A 21,694-nucleotide genomic window follows, 5' to 3' on the forward strand; every position below is an offset into this window, starting at 1 on the left:
CCAGCCACTGCCATCGTTTAAGGCTGGCCCTCACTTTCCTTGCTTCTGTTATGTTTTGCCGGCCCTGGAGCCGGCTTTTTTTTCATCGCCCCAAGATGTTAATCTCCCCCCTCACCATGTCATGCCATGATCAGTGACTTAAACAGAGACTTAAACTCGCTGCCGTTCACGCTGTGAGCCCTTCTGAGACGCCAACCAACTGACCTTTTAACGCTATAGCCAAGATATTCAGGGTCTTTATGCCGCGGCTAACATTGATCTGTAGGCATTGTTCTGGAGGCATTGAGGTAGCTGATTTTGAAGTGACTGGTTTTGAAGTAACTGGATTTGAAGTGGCTAGTCTTGAAATGGTTTGTTTTCAAGTTGATGGCTTTGATGTCGCTAATTTCAAGTGCCCTGGCTTTAAGCAATCAGAGTTTGAAGGACTTTGTTTCAGGACGTTCGTTTTAGGACGATCTATAGCGAACAAACTTGGTGGCGAGCCCCATTATTCGGACCTTTTCCATTATTCGGAGCATTATCGGTTTTGTGTGAGGTATACATAGGTAACGCGGCACGACAGCCCGTAGCCCTGCCACTTTTCGCCGCTCTTTCACCGGCCTGGAATCATACATCGCATTCAGTAGTAAAAAAGCCCGGCAAAAGCCGGGCTGCGAGAAGCACCGCTGAAACGGGTTACTGACGACACTGGTTACTGCCAGCCTCCACCAATAACGCTGCATTTTCAAAGGAACCCGAGACTTTCAGATATCCCCAATAATTCGCCTGATGTTCCAGAATAATGCATTCACTGTTACCCATATTTGCCGATGATGCCTGCACATTGGTACCATCTGGCCAATTCAGGTTGCTGTATTCCAGCGTCAGGTCGCCAGTCCCGTTGCCCGCCGTAATGGCAGTGGTCTGATATTCACTGACAGCCGGAATACTGAACCACAATACGTCAGACGCTGAAGCCGTGTCGGCCAGACAGGCCGCTTCATCCAGTGCTAAACGCCCATCACTGATTTTTGGCAGTACTACGCAGTTTTCCGGCAAGCCGGTATTACCACCAGATTCACCGCCCCCTTCATTACCGGAGCCTGTCCCCTCACCGTTCCCAGCGCCACTGTCGCCCTTCGCCAGCGCCTCGGTCCATTGGGCAAATTCTGACTGATACTGATTTGCCCAACCGCTAATGATCGCCTTGTATTCAGCCCAGCGTCCCTGTCGGGTGGCACTCAGCATACGTTGAACTTCATCAGGATGACGCTCAAACATGAATCGCACCGCCAGATATCCCCATCGGTAAATACGATCCACATCAAAACCGTCATACGTCGTGTCAAACACCTGCGCCAGAGTGTACGTGCTGCCATCCTGAATGGTGGCAATCGCCTGAGGATTATCATTTACCCGCGACACATACTCGGCCACCCCTTCGCTCCACCAGACCACAAGCTCGGTAGGCGTACCAAAATCGCCATACATATTGAACCGCCCATCCAAATAGTGGACGTACTCGTGCTCAAGATTCCAGACAAAATGGTCCGGGTTGGCATAGCTGGCTTCATACGCGATGAAATTGGGAATATTGCCCACATTGGCCGGATTCCCCTCGAGGTACATACCGCCGTTGTTGGTATCAATCCCAAATATCGGACCGGCATATTTACCGTAATCGGTATCGGAATTAAAAATATTCACCTGCAGCTGCGTATTATGATCATCAGCCACCGGCTGATTACCGGTTTCAAGCGTGGTGTGGAAAAATGACTCTTCATAAGCCATTTTGTCGCAAGCCGCGAGATGCTGTGCCTGCGACATATCCTGTGAGCGAATTTTAATCGTATCACTACAGATAAAAGTCTGGTTCAGCGCCGCATCACGCAGCGCGTCTTCAAAGCCACAGATGTTGAACTGGCTGCAATCAGCATAATAAGAGGCCGTATCCGCCGCCCCCAGCCAGATAGCATCTCCATCGCCATAGGACGGATACTGGCCGAAGATCGCGGTTAATCCTTCCGTGACTTTAGGCGCAATGGTCGCGTCCGTGTAGCGAGCTAACCGCCCCAGTTCTCTGGCCGCATTGGCCGCCATAAACTCCGTTGGCGAATTCACTTTCGTACGGTCCAGCGCAAATGCCTGTAAGGCCGTCACCAACGCAGTCTGCTCGCCAATCAGGCTGGTGTACTGATTGTTCCACTGCCCGCCAAACAAAATAGTAAAGACACCATTGACCGCGTTTCGCATATACCAGTGCTCGGCATATTGCGCATTCCAACGGGTCAGCCACTGCGTCACTACATCGAGATAGGCATGCTGTAGCCCAGCACTGTCCATCGTGATGATCACCTCGTTCAGCACCTTGCCATGAGCGTCGCCGTTGTCATAAAAATGGGCATTCTGGACAAACGCATCCACGGCACCTTTCACTGCCGGCGTCACCCACGACAGAAACGTGATATTGCTGTTATAAAACTCAGCGTAATACCCCGCCCGAAGATACAGATACAAGGCTTCCAGCTCATCACTGCCCCCGCCCGCATATTGCTGCGCCAGTGTTCGGGTATATTGTGCGACGTTATACATGTGGTTGGACGAAAACGCGGCTTCCTGTACTCCCGTGTCAGCACTAAACAAGGCATTGACACAACTGGCGCCCTGCTGGCGAATCGCGGCCATCAACTGGTTACTGCTGGTCGTCTGAAACTGGCTGAGATCACACTGTTCAACCGCATCCTGCTGAACCGATACCTGACGTTTCAGTAACGTTGGCGGTTCCGGCTGCTGAGTAGCATCTGTCGGCCGATATTGCCGATCCGTGCGTTCAAGCCCGTGGATATGTTGCTCTGGCTGAAGCCTGGTACTTTGCTGCAGCAAATTTGGCTGCAACTTTTGTTGAACCGGCATGCCCGGGTGAGAAAACACCTCAGATGCATACACCGACTGACCCACAAGCAGGGCTGATACCGTTAACGCAAGTGCTTTAAGTTCCATCTTTTTCTTCTCTTGAAGTTAATGTTTTCATCCTTCAACGACTTCAAACAGGATGTGTAAATGCAATCACCAGGGTGACAGAAGGTAATACTGGTATATTGTATACAATATGCAAACATACAATCCCGGAAAGTAAAAGGCGGTGATGGAAATGAGAACCGTATTCAGTTACAAAGCGAGAGGTTTCAGCGCTACACAGATTTAATGTGCATTCGGTTTTATAAATTTTATCCGTTCATTGCGTTATCCGCAGAACATGAAAAACAGAAAAGGGCGCCTATGCGCCCTTTGTTGAGAGTAAATTTACACAGCTTCACTACCGGGTTAACGATGCCCCCTGTGTCCGAATCACATCCTGATACCAGTAAAAGCTCTTCTTGCGCTTACGTGCCAGCGTACCGCTGCCATCATCATGGCGATCCACATAGATAAAGCCGTAACGCTTGCTCATTTCTGCCGTCGAGTTTGCCACCAGATCAATCGGCCCCCAGCTGGTGAACCCCATCAGTTCAACGCCATCTTTGACCGCTTCATGCGCCTGTACCAGGTGACCATTCAGGTAAGCGATGCGATAATCATCCTGAATCTCGCCGTTTTCATCCGGCTCATCACGGGCACCAAGGCCATTTTCGACAATGAAAAGTGGCTTCTGGTAACGGTCATACAGGAAGTTCAGCAAAATACGCAGCCCCTTCGGATCAATCAGCCAGCCCCACTGGCTTTTTTCCAGATACGGGTTTGGCACGCTGTCGATGATGTTACCCACTTCTTTCTGCTTCGGATCTGCACTGGCACACCCGCTGGCATAATAGCTGAAAGACACAAAATCAACGCTGGCACCGGCAATCTCTTCCAGATCCCCCGCGGCCATGGCTATTTCAATGCCTTTCTCACGAAAATAACGCAACATGTAACCCGGGTATTTACCGCGAGTCTGCACATCGCCGAAAAACAGCCATTTGTTGTTTTCATGCATGGCCGCCAACACATCATCAGGGTGACAGGTATACGGGTAGTTCATCGCACCCAGCAGCATATTACCGATTCGGGCATCCGGAATAATTTCATGACACAGTTTTACGGCCTTGGCATTAGCCACCAGCTGATGGTGGATGGCCTGATAGATTTCCTGCTCCGATGCCTCTTCAGGCAGACCAACGCCGGTAAACGGCGCATGAAGCGACATATTAATTTCATTGAATGTCAGCCACAGTTTGACTTTGTCTTTATAGCGCTCGAACACCGTACGCGCATAACGGGCAAAGAAATCGATCAGTTTACGGCTGCCCCAGCCTCCGTATTTTTCGGTCAGAGTAAACGGCATTTCATAGTGCGAGAGGGTCACGAATGGCTGCATACCATGCTTGACCAGCTCATCAAAAATCTTATCGTAGTACGCCAACCCCGCTTCATTCGGCTCTGATTCATCGCCATTCGGGAAAATCCGAGTCCAGGCGATCGACAACCGCAGGCAGGTAAACCCCATTTCCTTGAACAGCGCAATATCCTCCGGGTAACGATGATAAAAATCGATCGCCAGATCCTTGATCCCCGGTGTACGTTCATTACGTGGCTGATGCGGGCTCAGAATCCCCTTAGGCAGCATGTCTGACGTTGACAGCCCCTTGCCGTCAAGATCGTAGGCGCCTTCCACCTGATTGGCCGCAATGGCGCCGCCCCATAAAAAGTGCTTTGGAAATGTTGTCTCAGCATGTGTCGTCATGACGCTATCCTGCCTGTTAAGTTACCAACTGGCCCCATCCTATCCCAACCGCTATCAGAAAAATGAGGTCAGGAATGAAAAGCAATTGTTCCTATTTTAGCTGCTGCAACTTTTGCTCGATCAGCTGTGAGTAGCTGTTTGCTTTGAGGCCAAAAATAACCTGTACATTCTGCTTATCCAGACGCACGACACCGAATGCGCCCAACTGTTTCAGGGCTTCACTGTCCACACGCCCGGTATCGTTAAGGTGCATTCTCAACCGGGTCGCGCAGGCTCCCGACTGAAGAATATTGTCCAGCCCGCCGAGAGCAGCTATTACGTCATCCACCTCCTGCTCAATATTCGGATTGGTTTTTGTCAGAAAATGGAAGAATTGTCGTAACCGGTTGAGCATGTTTCCCCCTGTCATCCGCCGTTTGGCGAATCGCCTTGTCAGAATCTTTACCGCCAGCCCTAGCCACGCCATTCATTGCCGTAGCCATTAATTGCTCTATTTATACCATTCTTCACTGACTGGCGACTGTTCATGCGCCGCTCTGAAGTGCGAGGTTTCTCAAGAAACCACAACGACAAATGCAGTTCGCATACAATATACAATTTTGATCGTTATACTTCCTGAACGAGTCAGCGTGACAACTTAGGTACCTTAGGCACCTTTGAGAGAACAAACTGGCCGTCTTCTCAGCGACTCATGGCTCAGCGACTCGTGACAGCGACACCATTTGGTAATGAAAGATGTAAGACATGGAGGGAACCATGACGGTATCAGCCCAGTATTTACTGGCGGCTTTGCGGGAAACACTGAAGGTACGCAATATCAGTTACGCGCAGTTATCAGAATACTGCAGCGTGCCAGTCAGCAGTCTGAAGCGCCAGTTTCATAATCCGAGCCTGGGCATTGATAAAATCACGTTTTATGCCAGTTACCTGGACACCGATTTAGTGAAACTGTCGGAGCTGGCAAACCGTATTCAGCAACGGGACATTAAAGCCATCTCGCCGAATAATAATGCCATCTTCGCAAAACACCCGTATCTGTACGATTTCATTTACCTGCTGACATCGTTAGGCTGGTCGGTCGAGGATATTCAGACACACTTTACCCTGTCAGAACAGTCCATCATCCACTACCTGCGGGCGCTGGAAATGATGGGCTATGTGGAGACGATCGAAAAAACCCGGGTAAAACTTAACCCTCAAAAACGTTTTATTACGGAAGAAAACAGCCCCTTAGACAAGCTATTTGTGGCGCGTTTCAAAACCAGCCAGGACCGGCATCAGCAACGCCCCGCCATTTGCATGGCCCGGATTAAACTGACCGACGAGCAAATCCGCAAAATGGAAGGACAACTGTACGAACAACTGGTCAACTTCCACACCCAAAATCAGCAGAACCCGGATGCCACCCTGAAAAACGTGATGCTCTCTTTTGTCCCTGGCGAAGCCATCCGGCTCAGTGACACCCTGCCCGAAGTTGACGGTGAGTTATTAAGAGAGGTGCTGAGGTTGCAGGCGGAAAAATAAAACCCGCCAATGCGCAGACATTGGCGGGTTTTAGTTTAGTAGTTTGAGAATAAACGTTGAGGGTTAAGGGTGTTCAACGTTTAAAGCGCAGCGTTATACCGCCAGTTCACCACCGTCCTGACGACGAATGACGACAATCGATGCGCGAGCACGGACTGTGGTGCCCTCGGGGGCGGCTTCAGCGGCATTGTCGCTGTACGGCCAGTTGCCTGGATGCTGGATTGATACAAACATCGAACGGTAATCAGGGCTGATGGTAAAACCAGTGACTTCGCAGCCATTCGGGCCGACAAAGAATCGTTTGAGTTCCCCCTGATTGCCGCTGCCAATAGTTTGCTGATTACCGGCTTCATCCATCAGGTTGGATGGAACCACAGCCAGCATCTGGTCATTGGTATAACTGGTGACTTCTTTGGCGCCGTTGTCAGTCTGAATCCACAAAATACCGCGCTGATCGAAAGCCAGGCCATCAGGGCTGGCAAACTGGTTCATTTCATCCAATCCTGACAGGTTCACATCCGCAGTTGCGTCGGCAGATGAGCCAAAGACAAAGATATCCCAGCTGAAATCTGTGTGGTTTTCAGTTTCATCCCAGCGAATGACGTGGCCGAACTTGTTCAGCAATCGTGGGTTGGCCGGGTTAGTGCCGGTCTCTTCTGTACGCTTGGTGTTGTTGGTCAGTGTCAGGTACACAGAGCCGGTGATCGGATCCACCGCACACCACTCCGGGCGATCCATCGGTGTTGCCCCCACCCAATCTGCGGCACCTGCAGTGTTCAGGATGATGTCCGCCAACGTCGCGAAATGATCGGCCAGCACACCGCCGTCTTTGGTCAAGGCATCCAGTGTCAGCGGCAGCCATACGCCCTTACCGTCGGCATCAAAACGGGCAACATACAGCGTCCCGTCGTTCATGTACTTATCACCGGTAGCCAGACGGTCTGCAGGGGTTGCATCTGCCGCATCCCAAACCGCTTTCGAGACAAATTTGTACAGGTACTCGAATCGCGAGTCATGGCCCGAGTAAAACGTCAGCGGCTTGCCTTCTTCCAGTTTCCCGAAAGTACAACCTTCGTGACGGAAGCGCCCCAGCGCCGTACGTTTTACCGCGCGGGAGTTGGCTGTGTACGGATCAATCTCGACGATGTAACCATGGCCATTGGCTTCATGACGGTAATCGCTCAGTGCACTGCTGCCGGTTGGCGTGATATCAAAGCGACGGAATTCGTCCATTTGCTCGTCCGCGTGTCCGGCCAGGGTTTCCCAACGATAACGACCCGTTGCATCCGCACCAAGTGTGATACCGATACGTTCCTGATCGGCCGCCGCCGTTCCCTGATTCACAAAATATCCCGGCCAGTTTTCTTCGCAGGTCAGGTACGTCCCCCATGGGGTGTAGCCGTTGCCACAGTTGTTCAGGGTACCGCGCGCCTGGCTGCCGTCAGGTGAATAAGGAGTTACCAGATGCGAACTGTTCGCCAGCGGTCCGGCGATATCCATTGCCGTTGCCCCGGTATAGCGGCGGTTGCGGGCATCCTCTTTCACCACCCAGTTGCCGTTTTCCAGTGCGATATGAATAACGCTGACACCATGGGCAAAAATCTCTTTTCGTACCGCGTCAACATCAATACGGTCACCTTCGGCGTTAAACGTCGCATCGAAATCAGGATGCAGCTCAGCGGTCTCAATATATTCGTGATTGACGCAAAGCAGGCCTTCAGTCGCGCTGTCATTCAATGGGAAGAAATGTAGCCCGTCATGGTTCATGCCCACGGCATTCGCCTGATCAATCGCGGTGTTGCTGCCATCATTTTTCCAGTCCTGAGCAATGGCATTCAACGGGGTTCCCCAAGGCGCCAATACCTGAGCGGTATAGCCTTCTGCGACACTGACGGCATCCGTCAGCGAGCCCGGAATCGACTCAAATTTCAGTGATACGCGTGTCAGCGCGTCCGGCGTGTCGGTTGTGGTATTGCCGGAATCGGAGTTACAGCCGGTCAGTCCAAACGCTCCCATGGCCGCCATAGCGCTGAGGCCCATGCCCCCTTTCAGAATCTTGCGGCGGGAAACAAATGCATCCAGTACATCATCGAAGGTCGCGTTGTCACTTTTATTAAAACGAGTCGGGTTAAAAATTGCCTTGCTCATTGACTATCCTTGGCTGTCTTTAGTTTAGTGGTTGTTTTTAAACGCGCTAATCCTGAAGTGCCAAAGTGACAGCAGTATTGCCCTTTGATTAAAAGTGGAATAACAACATGTTGCATTGAGCATGTTGCAGCAAAGAGTCACGAGGTTCAGGAGAGCGCTTAACGCCCTCCCGTCGGACAATAAGGCCGGTTAAATGTCAGTTTGAGGTGTCTGAGACTGTCGAGCCAGCCCTTTCGCAATGATTCTGTCAACAATTCCGAACATGATGCTGTCCGGCGCAAAGCGGTTAATCAGGTAAATGATCTTCGCCCTGCCCCCCGGAACCACCACGTGTTTTCGGGTGGCTAAGCCCGCGGCAATTTTCGAAACGGCCTCTTCTACCGTCAGCACCCCGGCCACCATTTTTTGTTCAAGGCAAATAGGGTCAATGGTCTGGTGCTCTTTTACCACCATAGGTGTGGATACTTCCGGCGGACAGATCACTGAAACATCGATGCCACGTGGCTTCAACTCCTGTCGCAACACTTTCGCCAGCCCCATCACACCAAACTTTGATGCACAATACGCCGCATAGGTATACACCCCGCTAACGCCTGCCATTGAAGAAATCATGGAGACATGCGCCCCCTTTTTCATGAACGGCAATACCGCACAGATAAAATTACGGGTGCCGAACAGATTGATCGCGACCACTTGCTCAAATTCAGATTGTGGCAGCTCAGTAAATCGTCCTGCCCGTAAGATTCCGGCGCAGTTGATAACCAGATCCGGGCTGCCCAGGGTATTAACCGCAGCTTCCACCTGCCCACTCAGTGATGCCATGTCACAAACATCAGCCTGCAAGCTAACAAGGTTTTGCGAAGCCCCCTGATACGGATACAGCTCTTCCAGCACAGATTCTGAAAATGACAGATCAAACAACGCAACGTTATGGCCACTTTTCAGGTAATGCTTCGCCAGTTGAAGACCTATACCGCTTGCTCCACCCGTAATAAAAATGTTTTTGCTCATCGATGATTCCTCGGAGAGTCAACAAGGCCGGCTCAAAACCGGCCTTTGATCAAAACGATAGAGGGGAGATTACTTCGTGGAGTAATCCGTTTGCGGTGGACGGATATACTTGGCCGGATCCAATCCATTGTCAGCGATGTGCTTTTCCAGAGTGGCAACGATAAAGTTAGCATCCAGCATGCCCAGATAGTTTCCTTCATCGTCAAAGTTGATGTTGGCTCCCTGAATAATCATGAGTGCTTCGGTCAGTTCTGTATTCGTTTCAGGTGTGATGAACTGATGAATTGAGCTGCCCGGTTCGTACAGGTAGCAACCTGCCGTTTGCGGCTGGTCCGGGTACTCTTTGTAATACCATTTACCCGACAGAGTCCAGAAGTGCACATTGCCGGTATGGTAGTGTGCCGGTAGCACCACACCCGGTTCAAACTGTACTCTCAGTGCCCAAACACCGTTGACCACATCAAGAAATTGCGGCTGAACATGCACCCCCGGTAAGAGGTCACGGTAAATCGGCAGGTCGTTATTGTTCAGGGTCAGTAGCTCATGGTGCTCATTCACTAAAAATGGAAATCCCATATTGCGTTCCTTTCTATTCTTGTTGTCCAAACCATCATTTTCACAACAAGATTGAAACAAAGTAGCAAACTTAGCATTGATAATTCACGCCAAGTTTTATACAAATACTGCCTGTGGCAATTATTCATACCGCAATGGCATTTTCCATTCATCGACAGACAGAAGGCTCAATAGCGTGGTTAACACTGAAACATGTGCAGAAGCTAAAGCTGGAACACTGACTGAAAACAGGGTTTGAAACCAAGAGAGAAAGGATTCAGGGAAACGATGAAAAACTTATACATCCGCGGAGCAAACATCGCTCGGTTTGATCAGTTTGCCACTCAGCACCAGGTCAACCATCATGCCTTACTCAATGCGGTCGGGTTATCGGACGATGTGTTTTCCCACCCTGAAGCACTGATTTCTTATCATCAGTTTTTGCGCCTCATCGAGCTTTCCCAACGCCACTTCTCCTGCCCACTGCTCGGGCTGGAATTCGGACAGTTTCAGAGCATTGCCGCCATTGGCCCGTTATTTCACCTCATAAACAACGCCCAAACCGTAGAACAGGCGCTAAGCGAGCTGATCAGCTATTTCCACTGGCATTCTCAGGGGGCTACCCTGCAGTTAACAGAAAAAGAAAATCAGATGTTGCTTTGCTATGAGCCCAGCATTTTCCTCGAGCAGCACGATCATGCGCAATGTACCGAAATAGCGATTGGTGTGGGGCTAAAATTGCTCCAGCTCTTCTTTGGTCATGCCTGGAAACCCAAGGCGATTTACATTCGTCACTATCCTCTGGCATCCGTCACGGAGTATCAGAAGTTGCTCCCTGTTACTCCTCATTTCAACGCTTTTCTGACCGGCATCGCGTTTGAGAAAAGTGCCCTGAAAACAACCCTGAACCATGCCGACCCGTCGCTGCACGCTCTGATAGAAAACCATGTCCACGCGCTGACCAATCTTACCGTTGAGGAGTTGCCGGACTATGTCCGCTATGTGCTCCATCACTTATTGCCTTCCGGAAAAAGCACAGTGGGCCAGGTAGCAAAATACATGATGCTCAGTCCCCGAACCCTGCAACGCTACTTGCAAGCTGAAGGCACGTCATTTCAGGCTATCCTGACAGAGACCCGGCAGCGGCTGGCGACACGTCATCTGACAGAATCCAACATGAGCATGGCTCAGCTAGCTGAATTATTGGGCTACAGTGACGCTTGCGCTTTCTCACGCGCTTTTGTGTCATGGTTTGGCATCGCCCCACGGCAGTGGCAACAACAAAATGCCGAGCGTAAATCACCCCGGATTCATTGTCGGCTACCTGCAATGCTCACCAAGCAGTGATTGCCTTGCGCACCACAAAAGCTCAGGAAAAACGCCTTGTTACGGCCCCTCCAAAAAAAATTACCCACTTTAAAGGTATGGTTTAATCCGGTATGCAGGGTAAAATATGTCGCTTTCATCTGCCAACTGTCGTTACCATGAGTAAAAAACCTGACAGAATCACCGCCATGCAGCAGATCATTGATGCGGTTAAAGAGGAATTTCCACTGTATCAGGAAGATACTTTTGTCTGCGGACCGGATAACACCTGTGTCGGCTGCCCGAAAAAGTTAATGGAGCTTGTCGATTCTGAACTGTCTTACTGGCAACACCAACTCAACCGTGGCCTCCCGCCCACTTTCGACGAGCTATACAGCTTTGGCAAACTGTGTAAAAACGTCCGCCGGGCACTGGTGCGAAATGGCAGGATTGCAGCGTAGAACGAACTAACGCCTGGTCAATGTTACGGGCGATCCGGCTTTCACATAGCGGGATAAATTAAAGACATCCCACTGATTTTTGACTGTCATTTTATTTACCTCAGCATCCGTTATCGTCCGCATTGTTTGCTTTAAAACCCGCTCGCACAGTTTATGACTTACGGGTATCAACTTATTGGTATCCGCTTACTGCTCCCTTTCCTATCTATATTTTCTTTTCCTTTCCTTTCTATGTTGCCTACCACAACGTCTCCCTCCGTGACAGGCCTCTTAAGTGTTTGCCATCATGGCAAAAGCACTGGTTTATACTTCCGTGGTTTTCTTCCTGCACTGCCAACATTTGTTCGATGCCAGAGGGAACGTCCATTTAGCCCCTCCCGTCTCCTCCCAATGAAGGCTCGCACCAAACTGTGATTAAAACATCGAAAAAGGGACAAAATCACCGTCACATTTTATCAGGTTGGCAGAATTACAAAGGTGGAGGACTTTCCAGGCTGCGATGATGACAAGGCTTAATACAAATCATCAACTGCTGCCAAAGTTACTGACCACCAACAACAGGCAGCGGAATAAAGACAAAAGTGTTTGGAGGATCCATGTCCGCTACCCGTACCCCACTGAAACTCATACTAGCGACATCTTTATTGCTACCACTGAGCAACGTCGCGCAGGCAGCAACGGTATTAAAACTGGCTTATGCCGAGAATAGCCAGCCTGTTAAAGAGGCGCTGCAATATATCGGCAAGGCTGTATCCGAGAAAACCAAGGGCGAAGTCACCATTCAGTATTTTCCCGACAGCCAACTGGGGGGCGAGCGAGAATTGGTGGAAATGGCACAAGTTGGTGCCATCGATCTCACCAAAGTGTCATCCGGTTTGCTGGAAAGCTTTTCACCCTATTACGGTGTCTTTTCATTACCTTACCTGTTTGAAAACCAAGAGGCCTTCTACAAGGTGATGGACAACCCGGACATTATGACCCCGGTTTACCAATCTACCGCCGGACAGGGTTTTACCGGTGTGGGTTGGTACGATTCAGGTGCACGTAGCTTCTACATGAGTAAAGGTCCCATCAAGACCGTTGATGACTTGAAAGGGAAAAAAATTCGGGTAATGCAAAGTGAAACCTCCATTAACTCGATGAAACTTCTTGGCGCGTCCCCGATCGCGATGAGTCAGGCCGAAGTCTATACCTCGCTGCAACAAGGCATCATCGATGGTGCTGAAAATAATGAATTTGCCCTCACTATTGCCCGCCATGGTGAAGTTGCAAAACATTACAGCTACGACATGCACACCCGCATTCCTGACATCATCGTAATGAGCAATCTGACCACCAGCAAACTCACGCCTGAACAGATGTCTGCGCTAAACGAAGCCATTCAGGAATCCATTGAGGTAGAAAAAAGCGCCTGGCAGAAAGAAATGAAGAAAACACGTGAACTGGCTCAATCCCAGTTTGGCGTTGAGTTCTATGACATTGACACTAGCCCGTTCAAAGCCGCCGTTCAGCCTATTTACGACCAGCTCCAAAATAAACCTGAACTTTATCAGTTGTTCCAACAAATCAGTCAGGTCAACTAAGCGTACCATGCTGCAGAAGGCCAGGCTGCCTGTCAGCCTGAGGCCTTCTCTGCACCAATATGGTCAGAGGTTATTATGAAAAAACTTAGACGCTGGCTGGACCGAACAATAGAGATGTTCAGCTGTAGCCTTATCTGTGTCATGGTTCTGATTGCTTGCTGGCAGGTAATCAGTCGCTATGTATTTAACACGCCCAGTACATTCTCCGAAGAGTTCCTGCGCTTCTCGCTAGTCTGGCTCTCTGTCATCGGGCTGGCCTATGTTGCCGGAAAAAGTGAGCATATCAGCCTGACACTGTTTCTCGACAAGTGCCCTCAATCACTAACCACTTACTGGCAGATTGCCATTCAAGTGGTATTCATACTGTTCTCCGCCTACATCCTAGTCATTGGCGGCTGGAAAGTCTCATCCAATGCCATGCTGCAAATCTCTCCAGTTCTGCAATTGTCTATGGGCAAGGTCTATTACGCCCTGCCACTCTCCGGCGTACTGACAATTCTTTACTGCCTGCTCAATATTTCCGATCTGATTGCTTCATTACGAGCAGCAGCATCAGACACGCCTGTATCCAATGAACTGGCAGGAGGTCGCTATGATTGATCCCGTCATCGCCTCTGCCATGTTGGTCGGGGTGTTTGTGCTGTTACTCGTCTTGGGTACCCCGATAGGGTTGTGTATCGTCATCGCTTCCGGAAGCACCCTGATGCTGGTATTGCCCTTCGATATCGCGATGTTCACCACCGCCCAAAAAATGTTCTCCAGCCTTGACAGTTTTGCCCTACTGGCTGTGCCGTTTTTTATTCTGTCCGGCGTCATCATGAATAATGGCGGCATTGCGACCCGTCTGGTCAGCTTCGCTAAGCTTTTCACCGGTCGCATTCCAGGCTCTCTGTCCTATACCAACATTGCCGGAAATATGATGTTCGGCGCAGTATCAGGGTCAGCCATCGCAGCCTCCACGTCTATCGGTGGTGTAATGATTCCGATGAGTGCTAAAGAAGGCTATAACCGTAACTTTGCCTCAGCAGTCAATATCGCCTCAGCTCCAACCGGTATGCTAATCCCGCCGACAACAGCCTTTATTCTCTATGCCTTGGCCAGTGGCGGGACGTCCATCGCGGCCTTGTTTGCCGGAGGTCTCGTTGCAGGCAGCTTATGGGGAATCGGATGCATGGCTGTGACCTATGTTGTGGCGAAGCGCAATAACTACCGTAATTTCTTTTCGCTGCAAAAAGGGATGGCACTGAAAGTCACCCGCGATGCGTTGCCCAGCCTGCTGCTAGTCGTGATTATTGTCGGCGGGATCGTACAAGGAATTTTCACTGCCATCGAAGCGTCGGCCATTGCCGTGGTGTATACCGCGTATCTGACGCTCATTCTTTATAAAACGCTGACGTTGAAAGACCTTCCCAAAATATTGATTCAGACTTTCATCATGAGCGGCGTAATCATGTTCTTGCTGGCTACTTCTTCGGCAATGTCATTTGCCATGTCGATGACAGGTATTCCCGGCGCATTAAGCCAGATGATTCTCGGAATTTCCGACAACCCGGCCATCATCCTGCTGGTTGTCACACTGTTCATGTTAGTCGTCGGCGCCTTTATGGATATTGGCCCTGCAATCCTCATTTTTACGCCGATTTTACTGCCCATTGTGCAGAAGATCGGGGTTGACCCCGTCCATTTCGGCATCCTGATGGTCTTTAACCTTGCCATTGGCACCATCACGCCACCGGTCGGTAGCGGTTTGTACGTGGGCGCCAGTGTCGGACAGGTAAAAGTCGAACATCTGATTAAACCCTTACTGCCATTTTATGCCGCGATCATCGTGATGTTGTTGCTCATCACCTATATCCCGGATCTCACCCTGTTTCTGCCAAAACTGCTTGGCGTAATGTAATTTATTTCTGAGGACGTTATGAACGTATTTCCCGTAAAACACAGTGATCTTCTTCGTCGGGTTGAACGCCCCCATCCACGCAAAGTGATTGTTGATAAAATCACCAGCCTGATTAACAACCTAATCAATATTCAAGATGAAACCGGTGAATTTCTGCTGCATCTTGATGATGGCCGAACCATTGATACCAAAGGTTGGGCAGGCTGGGAATGGACCCATGGTATTGGCCTTTACGGCATGTATAAATACTATCAGCAGACAAACGACCAGAGCGTGCTGAACATCATTGATGAATGGTTTGAAGACCGGTTTGCCGAAGAGCAAGCCACAAAGAACGTGAATACAGTCTGCCCATTTCTGACACTGGCATACCGCTTCGAAGACACCAAAGACCAGTCCCTCATACCTTACCTGGAAACCTGGGCGGATTACGTGATGTACCAGATGCCACGCACAGCAAGCGGAGGTATCCAGCACATTGTCTACAACAGTGAAAACCCGCAGCAAATGTGGGATGACACCCTGATGATGAGTGTCATGCCGCTGACAAAAATCGGCCTGTTGCTCAACCGTCCGGAATATGTTGAAGAAGCGAAATACCAGTTCCTGACCCATATTCAGTATCTGATGGATCGTGACACCGGCACCTGGTTCCACGGCTGGACTTTCGATGGTAACCATAATTTTGCCAATGCACGCTGGGCTCGTGGCAACAGCTGGGTCACCATTGTGATCCCGGATTTTCTGGAACTGCTGGATTTACCTGAACACGACGCTTACCGTCGCCACCTTATCCATATTCTTAATCGACAGGTGGAGGCACTGGCCCGCTACCAGCAAGCAGGAGGCCTTTGGTGCACCCTGCTGGATGATGAAGGCTCGTACGTTGAAGCCTCTGCGACCGCAGGATTTGCTTACGGCATTCTTAAAGCAGTACGAAAACGCTATATCGATCCGAAATACGCTGACATAGCCCATAAAGCCGTCGATGCTCTGGTCAGCGACTTCATCAGTGATTCGGGCGAACTACTCAATGTCTCGTTTGGTACCGCGATGGGGGATGATCTCGACTATTATCGTCAAATTCCACTCACATCTATGCCATACGGGCAGGCAATGGCAATTTTATGCCTGTCGGAATACCTGCGAACCTATCTTTGATACCTCTGGATACACGCCGTTTGCCCCACCTCTGGTGGGGCTTTTTTCGGCAGCTCATCTGCGCATCACGACTTCGATTTAATAACAATCATAATCAATAACCCTTCTGAATTCCTTTGTTAACCCACCGCAACAAGCACCAAATCGCTTAAAACAGGCAAGTGTGATGTAACGCACGCGGATATCGATAAAACTGACATTTCACCGTCTAAACCGGTCGTTTTTTTAAGTCTGACCTTCGCCGCTTTTCTGATAATGAGCCCATGAACGATACTCAGGAAATCCTTATGACCACTCAAGTGATTGCTATCGACATCGGCGCCTCCAGCGGTCGGATTATGGTCGCCACATTGGACGGCAAACGACTCTCATTGCAGGAAGTACACCGTTTTCCTAACCGACTGTGTCACCGAAATAATCAGGTATGCTGGGATACGGATGCGCTACTCGCTGAAATTTATCTCGGTATTCAGCACGTCCTCGACGCGGGCATTACGCCAGCGTGTATCGGCATAGATACGTGGGGAGTCGATTTTGTTTTACTGGATAAAGAAGGGCATCGCCTGGGTCAAGCTGTGTCTTACCGCGATAGCCGCACAGACGGTGTCATGGATGCATTTCTTGCAGAGCACCAGAATAAAGCAGAAGTGTATACCGAGACCGGCATACAGTTCTTGCCATTCAATACCCTGTATCAGCTTGCTGCCTTGCTCAACCCTGACTTACTTCCCCTTGAATCAGCGTCTTATCGCGGGACCCGTACTGCACCTGAGTGGCTGGGCGAAGTGGCGACTCTGCTGTTTATTCCGGATTACCTCAACTTTCGTCTAACCGGGGTCAAACACTGTGAATATACCAACGCTTCCACCAGCCAATTGCTAGGCAGCAACTCCCGCCAGTGGAGTTCGGCCTTGTTGGACAAAATCGGGGCACCGTCCCACTGGTTTCTGCCGCCACAACAGCCAAATCAGATTATTGGGCACTATCAAACCCAGGATAAAGAACGTCAGTCTCATCAGATACCCGTAGCGTCTATTGCCAGCCACGATACCGCCTCAGCGGTCGTTGGTACACCACTATCAGAGACCGGCGCCGTGTATCTGTGCTCTGGCACCTGGTCGCTCATGGGTCTTGAGCGTGCGGCACCAATCATCAATGCACTTTCACTCAACGCGAATATCACCAACGAAGGTGGCAGTGAAGGCCGGTACCGAGTGCTGAAAAATATCATGGGCATGTGGCTGATCCAGCGCTTGCAACAACAGTACCCGGCTTACAGTTTTTCCGATCTGGCTGCATTAGCAAAACAGGCACCAGCATTTGCTTACCTGATCAACCCTGACGACAAGCGTTTCCTGCATCCAAACAACATGGAACAGTCGATCATTGACTACTGTCTGGATACCGGCCAGGGCGCACCTGGTTCTTTGGGACAGATCGTCCGTTGCATCTATGACAGCCTGGCTCTACGTTACCGTCAGGTATTTTTGGAATTACAGCACCTGTCAGACTCACCACTGTCACACATCCACATCGTCGGTGGCGGAGCTCAAAACCATTTTCTCAATCAGTTATGTGCTGATATTTGTGAGGTGCCCGTGTGCGCCAATCCTACCGAAGCCTCTGCCATCGGGAATGCGCTTGGCCAGCTGGTTGCCATTGGCCGAATTGCCAACATATCGGAAGGTCGCTGCATCGTCCGCCAGTCATTTGAATTAACACAGTATTCTCCGAACGCCATTGCGGGGCTTAAACCTGCCATCACCTGTTTCGAACAATTAACTCAAACTCAGTAAAGGAAGTCACCATGCCAGTCACCGCGACCAGCACTCTGTCACCAACTCATGCCATTGAAACGGCCTACCAGTTAGCCCAAAACCACTTTGCGAAGCTCGGTATTGATACCGACAGCGTAATTCAGGCTGTTGATAACATCCCTATTTCTATTCACTGTTGGCAAGGCGATGATGTACGAGGATTTGAAAACCCGGATCAGACCTTGAGCGGCGGCATTCAGGCCACCGGTAATTATCCCGGACGAGCCCGTACCCCAGAGGAATTACGTCAGGATCTCAATCAGGCATTCAACCTGATTCCCGGTTGCAAACGCCTGAACCTGCATGCGCTTTATCTGGAAGCCGATGAACCGGTATCGCGCGATCACATTCGCCCGGAACACTTTGCAAACTGGGTCGAATGGGCCAAAAAAAACCGGTACCGGACTCGACTTTAACCCATCCTGTTTTTCACACCCGCTGAGTGAAGATGGTATGACCCTGTCTCATCCTGACCCTGTCATTCGCCGATTCTGGATTGACCACTGTAAAGCCAGTCGCCGCATCTCTGAGTACTTTGGCAAAGAACTGGGTACCCCGTCGGTGATGAACATCTGGGTTCCAGATGGCATGAAGGATTTACCCTACGACAGACTGGGACCACGACAGCGGTTGATGGCTTCCCTGGATGAAATCATCGCCGAGCCTATTGATGTGAAATACCACAAAGATGCGGTCGAGAGTAAGCTCTTTGGCATTGGTGCCGAAGCCTACACCGTTGGCAGCAATGAGTTTTATCTCGGTTACGCCAGTTCGCGTGACATCCTGCTGTGCCTCGATGCTGGTCACTTTCATCCGACCGAGGTCATAAGTGACAAGATCAGCGCCTGCTCTTTGTATGTCAAAGAGTTTCTGCTTCATGTAAGCCGACCAATCCGTTGGGACAGCGACCACGTCGTACTGCTTGACGATGAAACCCAGGCGATTGCCAATGAGGTTGTCCGTCATCAACTACTCAACCGGGTAAATATTGGGCTGGATTTCTTCGATGCCTCAATCAACCGGATTGCGGCCTGGGTCATCGGCACCCGCAACATGCGAAAAGCCCTGCTCAAAGCCATGCTGGAACCTCAGCACCAGCTTCAACATGCTGAGATTGATGGCGACTACACCGCTCGCCTCGCCTGGATGGAGGAATCACGCACCGCCCCCTGGTCTGCCGTTTGGGACTATTACTGCCATCAGCAGGGCGTACCCGTAGGTATCGACTGGTTGCAGCATGTTAAAGCGTATGAAGAAACCATATTGCGTCACCGCGAAGGCTAACCCGATTCAGCAAAAGGCAGAAAAAGATGACTCAGCAACAAAGTCAGCGACCAAAATTGCGGCTGGCATCGGTGATGCAGCTCAAACCCGGCACAGAACAAACATACAAAGAACGCCATAACGCACTCTGGCCAGAAATGGCCACTTTGCTGAAAACCCATGGTGCCCATCAGTATTCGATTTTTCTCCATCCGGAGACATTACAGCTGTTCGCCTACCTGGAAGTGGACGATGCCGCTCGATGGCAGGCTATCGCCGACAGCGAGGTGTGTCAGCGATGGTGGTGTTATATGTCGGACATCATGCTCGTCAATGACGACTTATCTCCGAAACACACCTCACTAACCGACATGTTTTATTTTGAGTGACGACAAGCAGGCAACCACATGAAACAACTGATTCTGAATGATGCCGTTCTGGCAGAAATCGCGAAAGTCTCTGAAGTGGCAGACTATCTTTGGCAACGGGAATGGGCAGAACGCAACGGGGGAAACATTTCCGTTTTACTGACAGATATTTTTGGCGAACTACCCGATGATCTTAATAGCTATCCATACCAAACGCTGGCAATGATTGGAGATGATACTTTCCCGCGTCATAGTGCCGGACACATATTTTTCGTTAAAGGTACTGGTGAGCGCATCCGCGAACTTCGCCGTCCCGATTTAGCCGGCTGTATTCTGCGCATTGATGATGAAGCCAAAGGTTATCACCTTCTGTGGGGAGGGGGTAACCGCTGTGACTTTGCTCCGACAAGCGAGTTTATCTCACATGTCGAGATTATCATGGCCAAACGTCATAGCGGCTCCGACGATCGCTGCGTCGTACATACCCACCCACTGGAATTGATTGTCCTGTCACACCACCCTGACTATGCCCATAGCGATAAAGCTTATACCCACGCTTGCTGGCAAATGTTACCGGAAGTCAGAGCCTTTGTTCCCCGTGGAATTGGTATCGTGCCCTACTGCATGCCAGGGAGTAAAACAATGGCTGACGGCACCCGTGACAAATTGCTTCAACACGATGTTGCGGTATGGGAAAAACACGGCGCTGTAGCCACCGGCAGCGACGCATTAACCGCTTTCGACTACATTGATGTCGCCAATAAAGGGGCCAAGCTATTCCTGAAATGTCTGGCAAGCGGGTTTATACCGGAAGGAGTCAGTGTCGAAAATATGCAGGCATTGAAGGACACCTTTAATCTTTGAGATAACAAGGGCCTCTAATCAAGCAGTAGACAATCTGACGATGCCAATCTCAGTATCAAAAAGCCTGTCAGCGAAATTCATCACTGCCAGGCTTTTTTAAGCAAGATCACACTCAGGATATTTCCATTTTTTCTACATCATATCTATGATCTGCATCACTTGAGCCTATTGAGTGTTTTATCTACTTTAAAAGCTCAAGACCCCAGGAATGAAAATATGTTTCAATTAAATTGTGAAGACTTTTTCAAAACGTCTGACAGTACAATTTGTACCGAAATACGCTCGCCTCAGGAAGCCTACCCTGAGCATGCTCACGATTTTCATGAACTTATTATTGTGACCAAAGGAGCTGGTCAGCATATTATTAACGACGTGCCGACTAATTTGTCACAGAACTATATTTGCTACCTTTCCCCAAAAGACCGTCATCTGTACGAACAAGTCGATAACCTGCATTTGACCAATATCTTGTTCAAGAAAAACAAACTGGCCTACTCCCCGCTGCTGAAAAGCATGCTGCCCAAGGATGAAGACGAACAAAACAGTTGGTTCATTACTGCCGAGAGCATGAAAAAGGTAAACCTGTTACTCAACCAAATTGAGTATGAATCCCAGCATCACACCGTGGATTCACGGCTAATGACTGAAGCCTTGTTTCAACAGTTGGTAGTGGAACTCTCTCGTGGCCGATTATCATCAGCCTCTAAAAACGAAGCGGATAACAGTATTCTTAAGGTCATCGACTGGATTCAAAACAACTATGCGGAAGAAATTAGCATTAACACGGTGGCAGACCAGTTTAACGTATCATCACGAACATTGAGCCGCCGCATAAAGCAAATCACTAATCTTTCATTCAATAACTACGTTCACCGTGTACGCATCAACAACGCGATGAACCTGCTGCACTATTCAGAGCAGTCAATCACTGACATCGCCTTTCAGGTTGGTTACAAAGACAGCAATTATTTCAGCACCAAATTCAAACGCTTTACCAACCAGACACCGTCAGATTTTCGATAAAGAATGCAA

19 protein-coding genes are annotated in these 21,694 nt (G+C 49.9%); 13 read left to right on the forward strand and 6 right to left on the reverse strand.

Annotation, left to right across the window (positions count from 1 at the left end):
- Positions 1–675 precede the first annotated feature (675 nt).
- From FH974_RS23860 to FH974_RS23870, 3 genes are all read right to left on the reverse strand, one after another.
- Positions 676–2,979: a M9 family metallopeptidase gene (locus tag FH974_RS23860; RefSeq protein ID WP_047886271.1), complete on the reverse strand. Its 2,304-nt coding sequence runs from the start codon at positions 2,977–2,979 to the stop codon at positions 676–678.
- Between the two features lie 316 nt (positions 2,980–3,295).
- On the reverse strand, positions 3,296–4,702 hold the full coding sequence (locus tag FH974_RS23865) for a glycoside hydrolase family 1 protein (protein ID WP_047886272.1): 1,407 nt from the start codon (positions 4,700–4,702) through the stop codon (positions 3,296–3,298).
- 91 nt (positions 4,703–4,793) lie between these two features.
- The gene (locus FH974_RS23870) at positions 4,794–5,096 is read right to left on the reverse strand and encodes a PTS sugar transporter subunit IIB (RefSeq protein WP_047886273.1); all 303 of its coding nucleotides are present in this window, start codon (positions 5,094–5,096) and stop codon (positions 4,794–4,796) included.
- A gap of 362 nt (positions 5,097–5,458) precedes the next feature.
- On the opposite strand from FH974_RS23870, the gene FH974_RS23875 reads away from it, so the two are divergent.
- Positions 5,459–6,226 carry a hypothetical protein gene (locus FH974_RS23875; protein ID WP_047886274.1) on the forward strand — a complete coding sequence of 256 codons (768 nt, stop codon included), beginning with the start codon at positions 5,459–5,461 and terminating at the stop codon, positions 6,224–6,226.
- Between the two features lie 93 nt (positions 6,227–6,319).
- Here the strand turns inward: FH974_RS23875 and FH974_RS23880 are convergent, their stop codons facing one another.
- From FH974_RS23880 to FH974_RS23890, 3 genes are all read right to left on the reverse strand, one after another.
- A complete protein-coding gene (locus FH974_RS23880) occupies positions 6,320–8,374 on the reverse strand; it encodes a PhoX family protein (protein WP_047886275.1) in 2,055 nt (684 codons plus the stop codon).
- 189 nt (positions 8,375–8,563) lie between these two features.
- Entirely contained in the window at positions 8,564–9,385 is an 822-nt protein-coding gene (locus FH974_RS23885) for an SDR family NAD(P)-dependent oxidoreductase (RefSeq protein WP_047886276.1), read from the reverse strand.
- 69 nt (positions 9,386–9,454) lie between these two features.
- Positions 9,455–9,961 carry a 2,4'-dihydroxyacetophenone dioxygenase family protein gene (locus FH974_RS23890; RefSeq protein ID WP_047886277.1) on the reverse strand — a complete coding sequence of 169 codons (507 nt, stop codon included), beginning with the start codon at positions 9,959–9,961 and terminating at the stop codon, positions 9,455–9,457.
- Between the two features lie 267 nt (positions 9,962–10,228).
- Here FH974_RS23890 and FH974_RS23895 point away from each other — a divergent pair, with 267 nt between their 5' ends.
- The 12 genes from FH974_RS23895 to FH974_RS23945 all read left to right on the forward strand — a co-directional run bounded on the left by FH974_RS23895 (position 10,229) and on the right by FH974_RS23945 (position 21,685).
- Positions 10,229–11,287 carry an AraC family transcriptional regulator gene (locus FH974_RS23895; protein ID WP_047886278.1) on the forward strand — a complete coding sequence of 353 codons (1,059 nt, stop codon included), beginning with the start codon at positions 10,229–10,231 and terminating at the stop codon, positions 11,285–11,287.
- Between the two features lie 137 nt (positions 11,288–11,424).
- The gene (locus FH974_RS23900; RefSeq protein ID WP_047886411.1) at positions 11,425–11,706 is read left to right on the forward strand and encodes a hypothetical protein; all 282 of its coding nucleotides are present in this window, start codon (positions 11,425–11,427) and stop codon (positions 11,704–11,706) included.
- A 596-nt stretch (positions 11,707–12,302) separates the two neighbouring features.
- The gene (locus FH974_RS23905; protein ID WP_047886279.1) at positions 12,303–13,289 is read left to right on the forward strand and encodes a TRAP transporter substrate-binding protein; all 987 of its coding nucleotides are present in this window, start codon (positions 12,303–12,305) and stop codon (positions 13,287–13,289) included.
- Between the two features lie 75 nt (positions 13,290–13,364).
- A complete protein-coding gene (locus FH974_RS23910) occupies positions 13,365–13,889 on the forward strand; it encodes a TRAP transporter small permease (RefSeq protein WP_207103862.1) in 525 nt (174 codons plus the stop codon).
- Positions 13,882–15,189 (forward strand): TRAP transporter large permease, encoded by a 1,308-nt coding sequence (locus tag FH974_RS23915; protein WP_207103863.1) that lies wholly within the window; start codon positions 13,882–13,884, stop codon positions 15,187–15,189. Before FH974_RS23910 ends, FH974_RS23915 begins: the two co-directional genes overlap by 8 nt.
- 18 nt (positions 15,190–15,207) lie before the next feature.
- Positions 15,208–16,350 carry a beta-galactosidase BglB gene (gene bglB, locus FH974_RS23920; RefSeq protein ID WP_207103864.1) on the forward strand — a complete coding sequence of 381 codons (1,143 nt, stop codon included), beginning with the start codon at positions 15,208–15,210 and terminating at the stop codon, positions 16,348–16,350.
- A gap of 287 nt (positions 16,351–16,637) precedes the next feature.
- Entirely contained in the window at positions 16,638–18,146 is a 1,509-nt protein-coding gene (gene rhaB, locus FH974_RS23925; protein WP_207103865.1) for a rhamnulokinase, read from the forward strand.
- An 11-nt stretch (positions 18,147–18,157) separates the two neighbouring features.
- A complete protein-coding gene (locus tag FH974_RS26495; protein ID WP_422894365.1) occupies positions 18,158–18,583 on the forward strand; it encodes an L-rhamnose isomerase in 426 nt (141 codons plus the stop codon).
- Entirely contained in the window at positions 18,492–19,451 is a 960-nt protein-coding gene (locus FH974_RS23930) for an L-rhamnose isomerase (RefSeq protein ID WP_422894366.1), read from the forward strand. The genes FH974_RS26495 and FH974_RS23930 overlap by 92 nt, the downstream gene beginning before the upstream one ends.
- Positions 19,452–19,477: 26 nt before the next feature.
- The gene (gene rhaM, locus FH974_RS23935) at positions 19,478–19,819 is read left to right on the forward strand and encodes an L-rhamnose mutarotase (RefSeq protein WP_207103866.1); all 342 of its coding nucleotides are present in this window, start codon (positions 19,478–19,480) and stop codon (positions 19,817–19,819) included.
- 18 nt (positions 19,820–19,837) lie between these two features.
- Complete coding sequence (rhaD, locus tag FH974_RS23940) at positions 19,838–20,662, forward strand: rhamnulose-1-phosphate aldolase (RefSeq protein WP_207103867.1); 825 nt, start codon at positions 19,838–19,840, stop codon at positions 20,660–20,662.
- Between the two features lie 216 nt (positions 20,663–20,878).
- Positions 20,879–21,685 (forward strand): helix-turn-helix domain-containing protein, encoded by an 807-nt coding sequence (locus tag FH974_RS23945; protein ID WP_047886287.1) that lies wholly within the window; start codon positions 20,879–20,881, stop codon positions 21,683–21,685.
- The last annotated feature ends 9 nt before the right edge of the window (positions 21,686–21,694 follow it).

The sequence above is a fragment of the Photobacterium ganghwense genome (assembly GCF_017329545.1).
Taxonomy (GTDB): domain Bacteria; phylum Pseudomonadota; class Gammaproteobacteria; order Enterobacterales; family Vibrionaceae; genus Photobacterium; species Photobacterium ganghwense.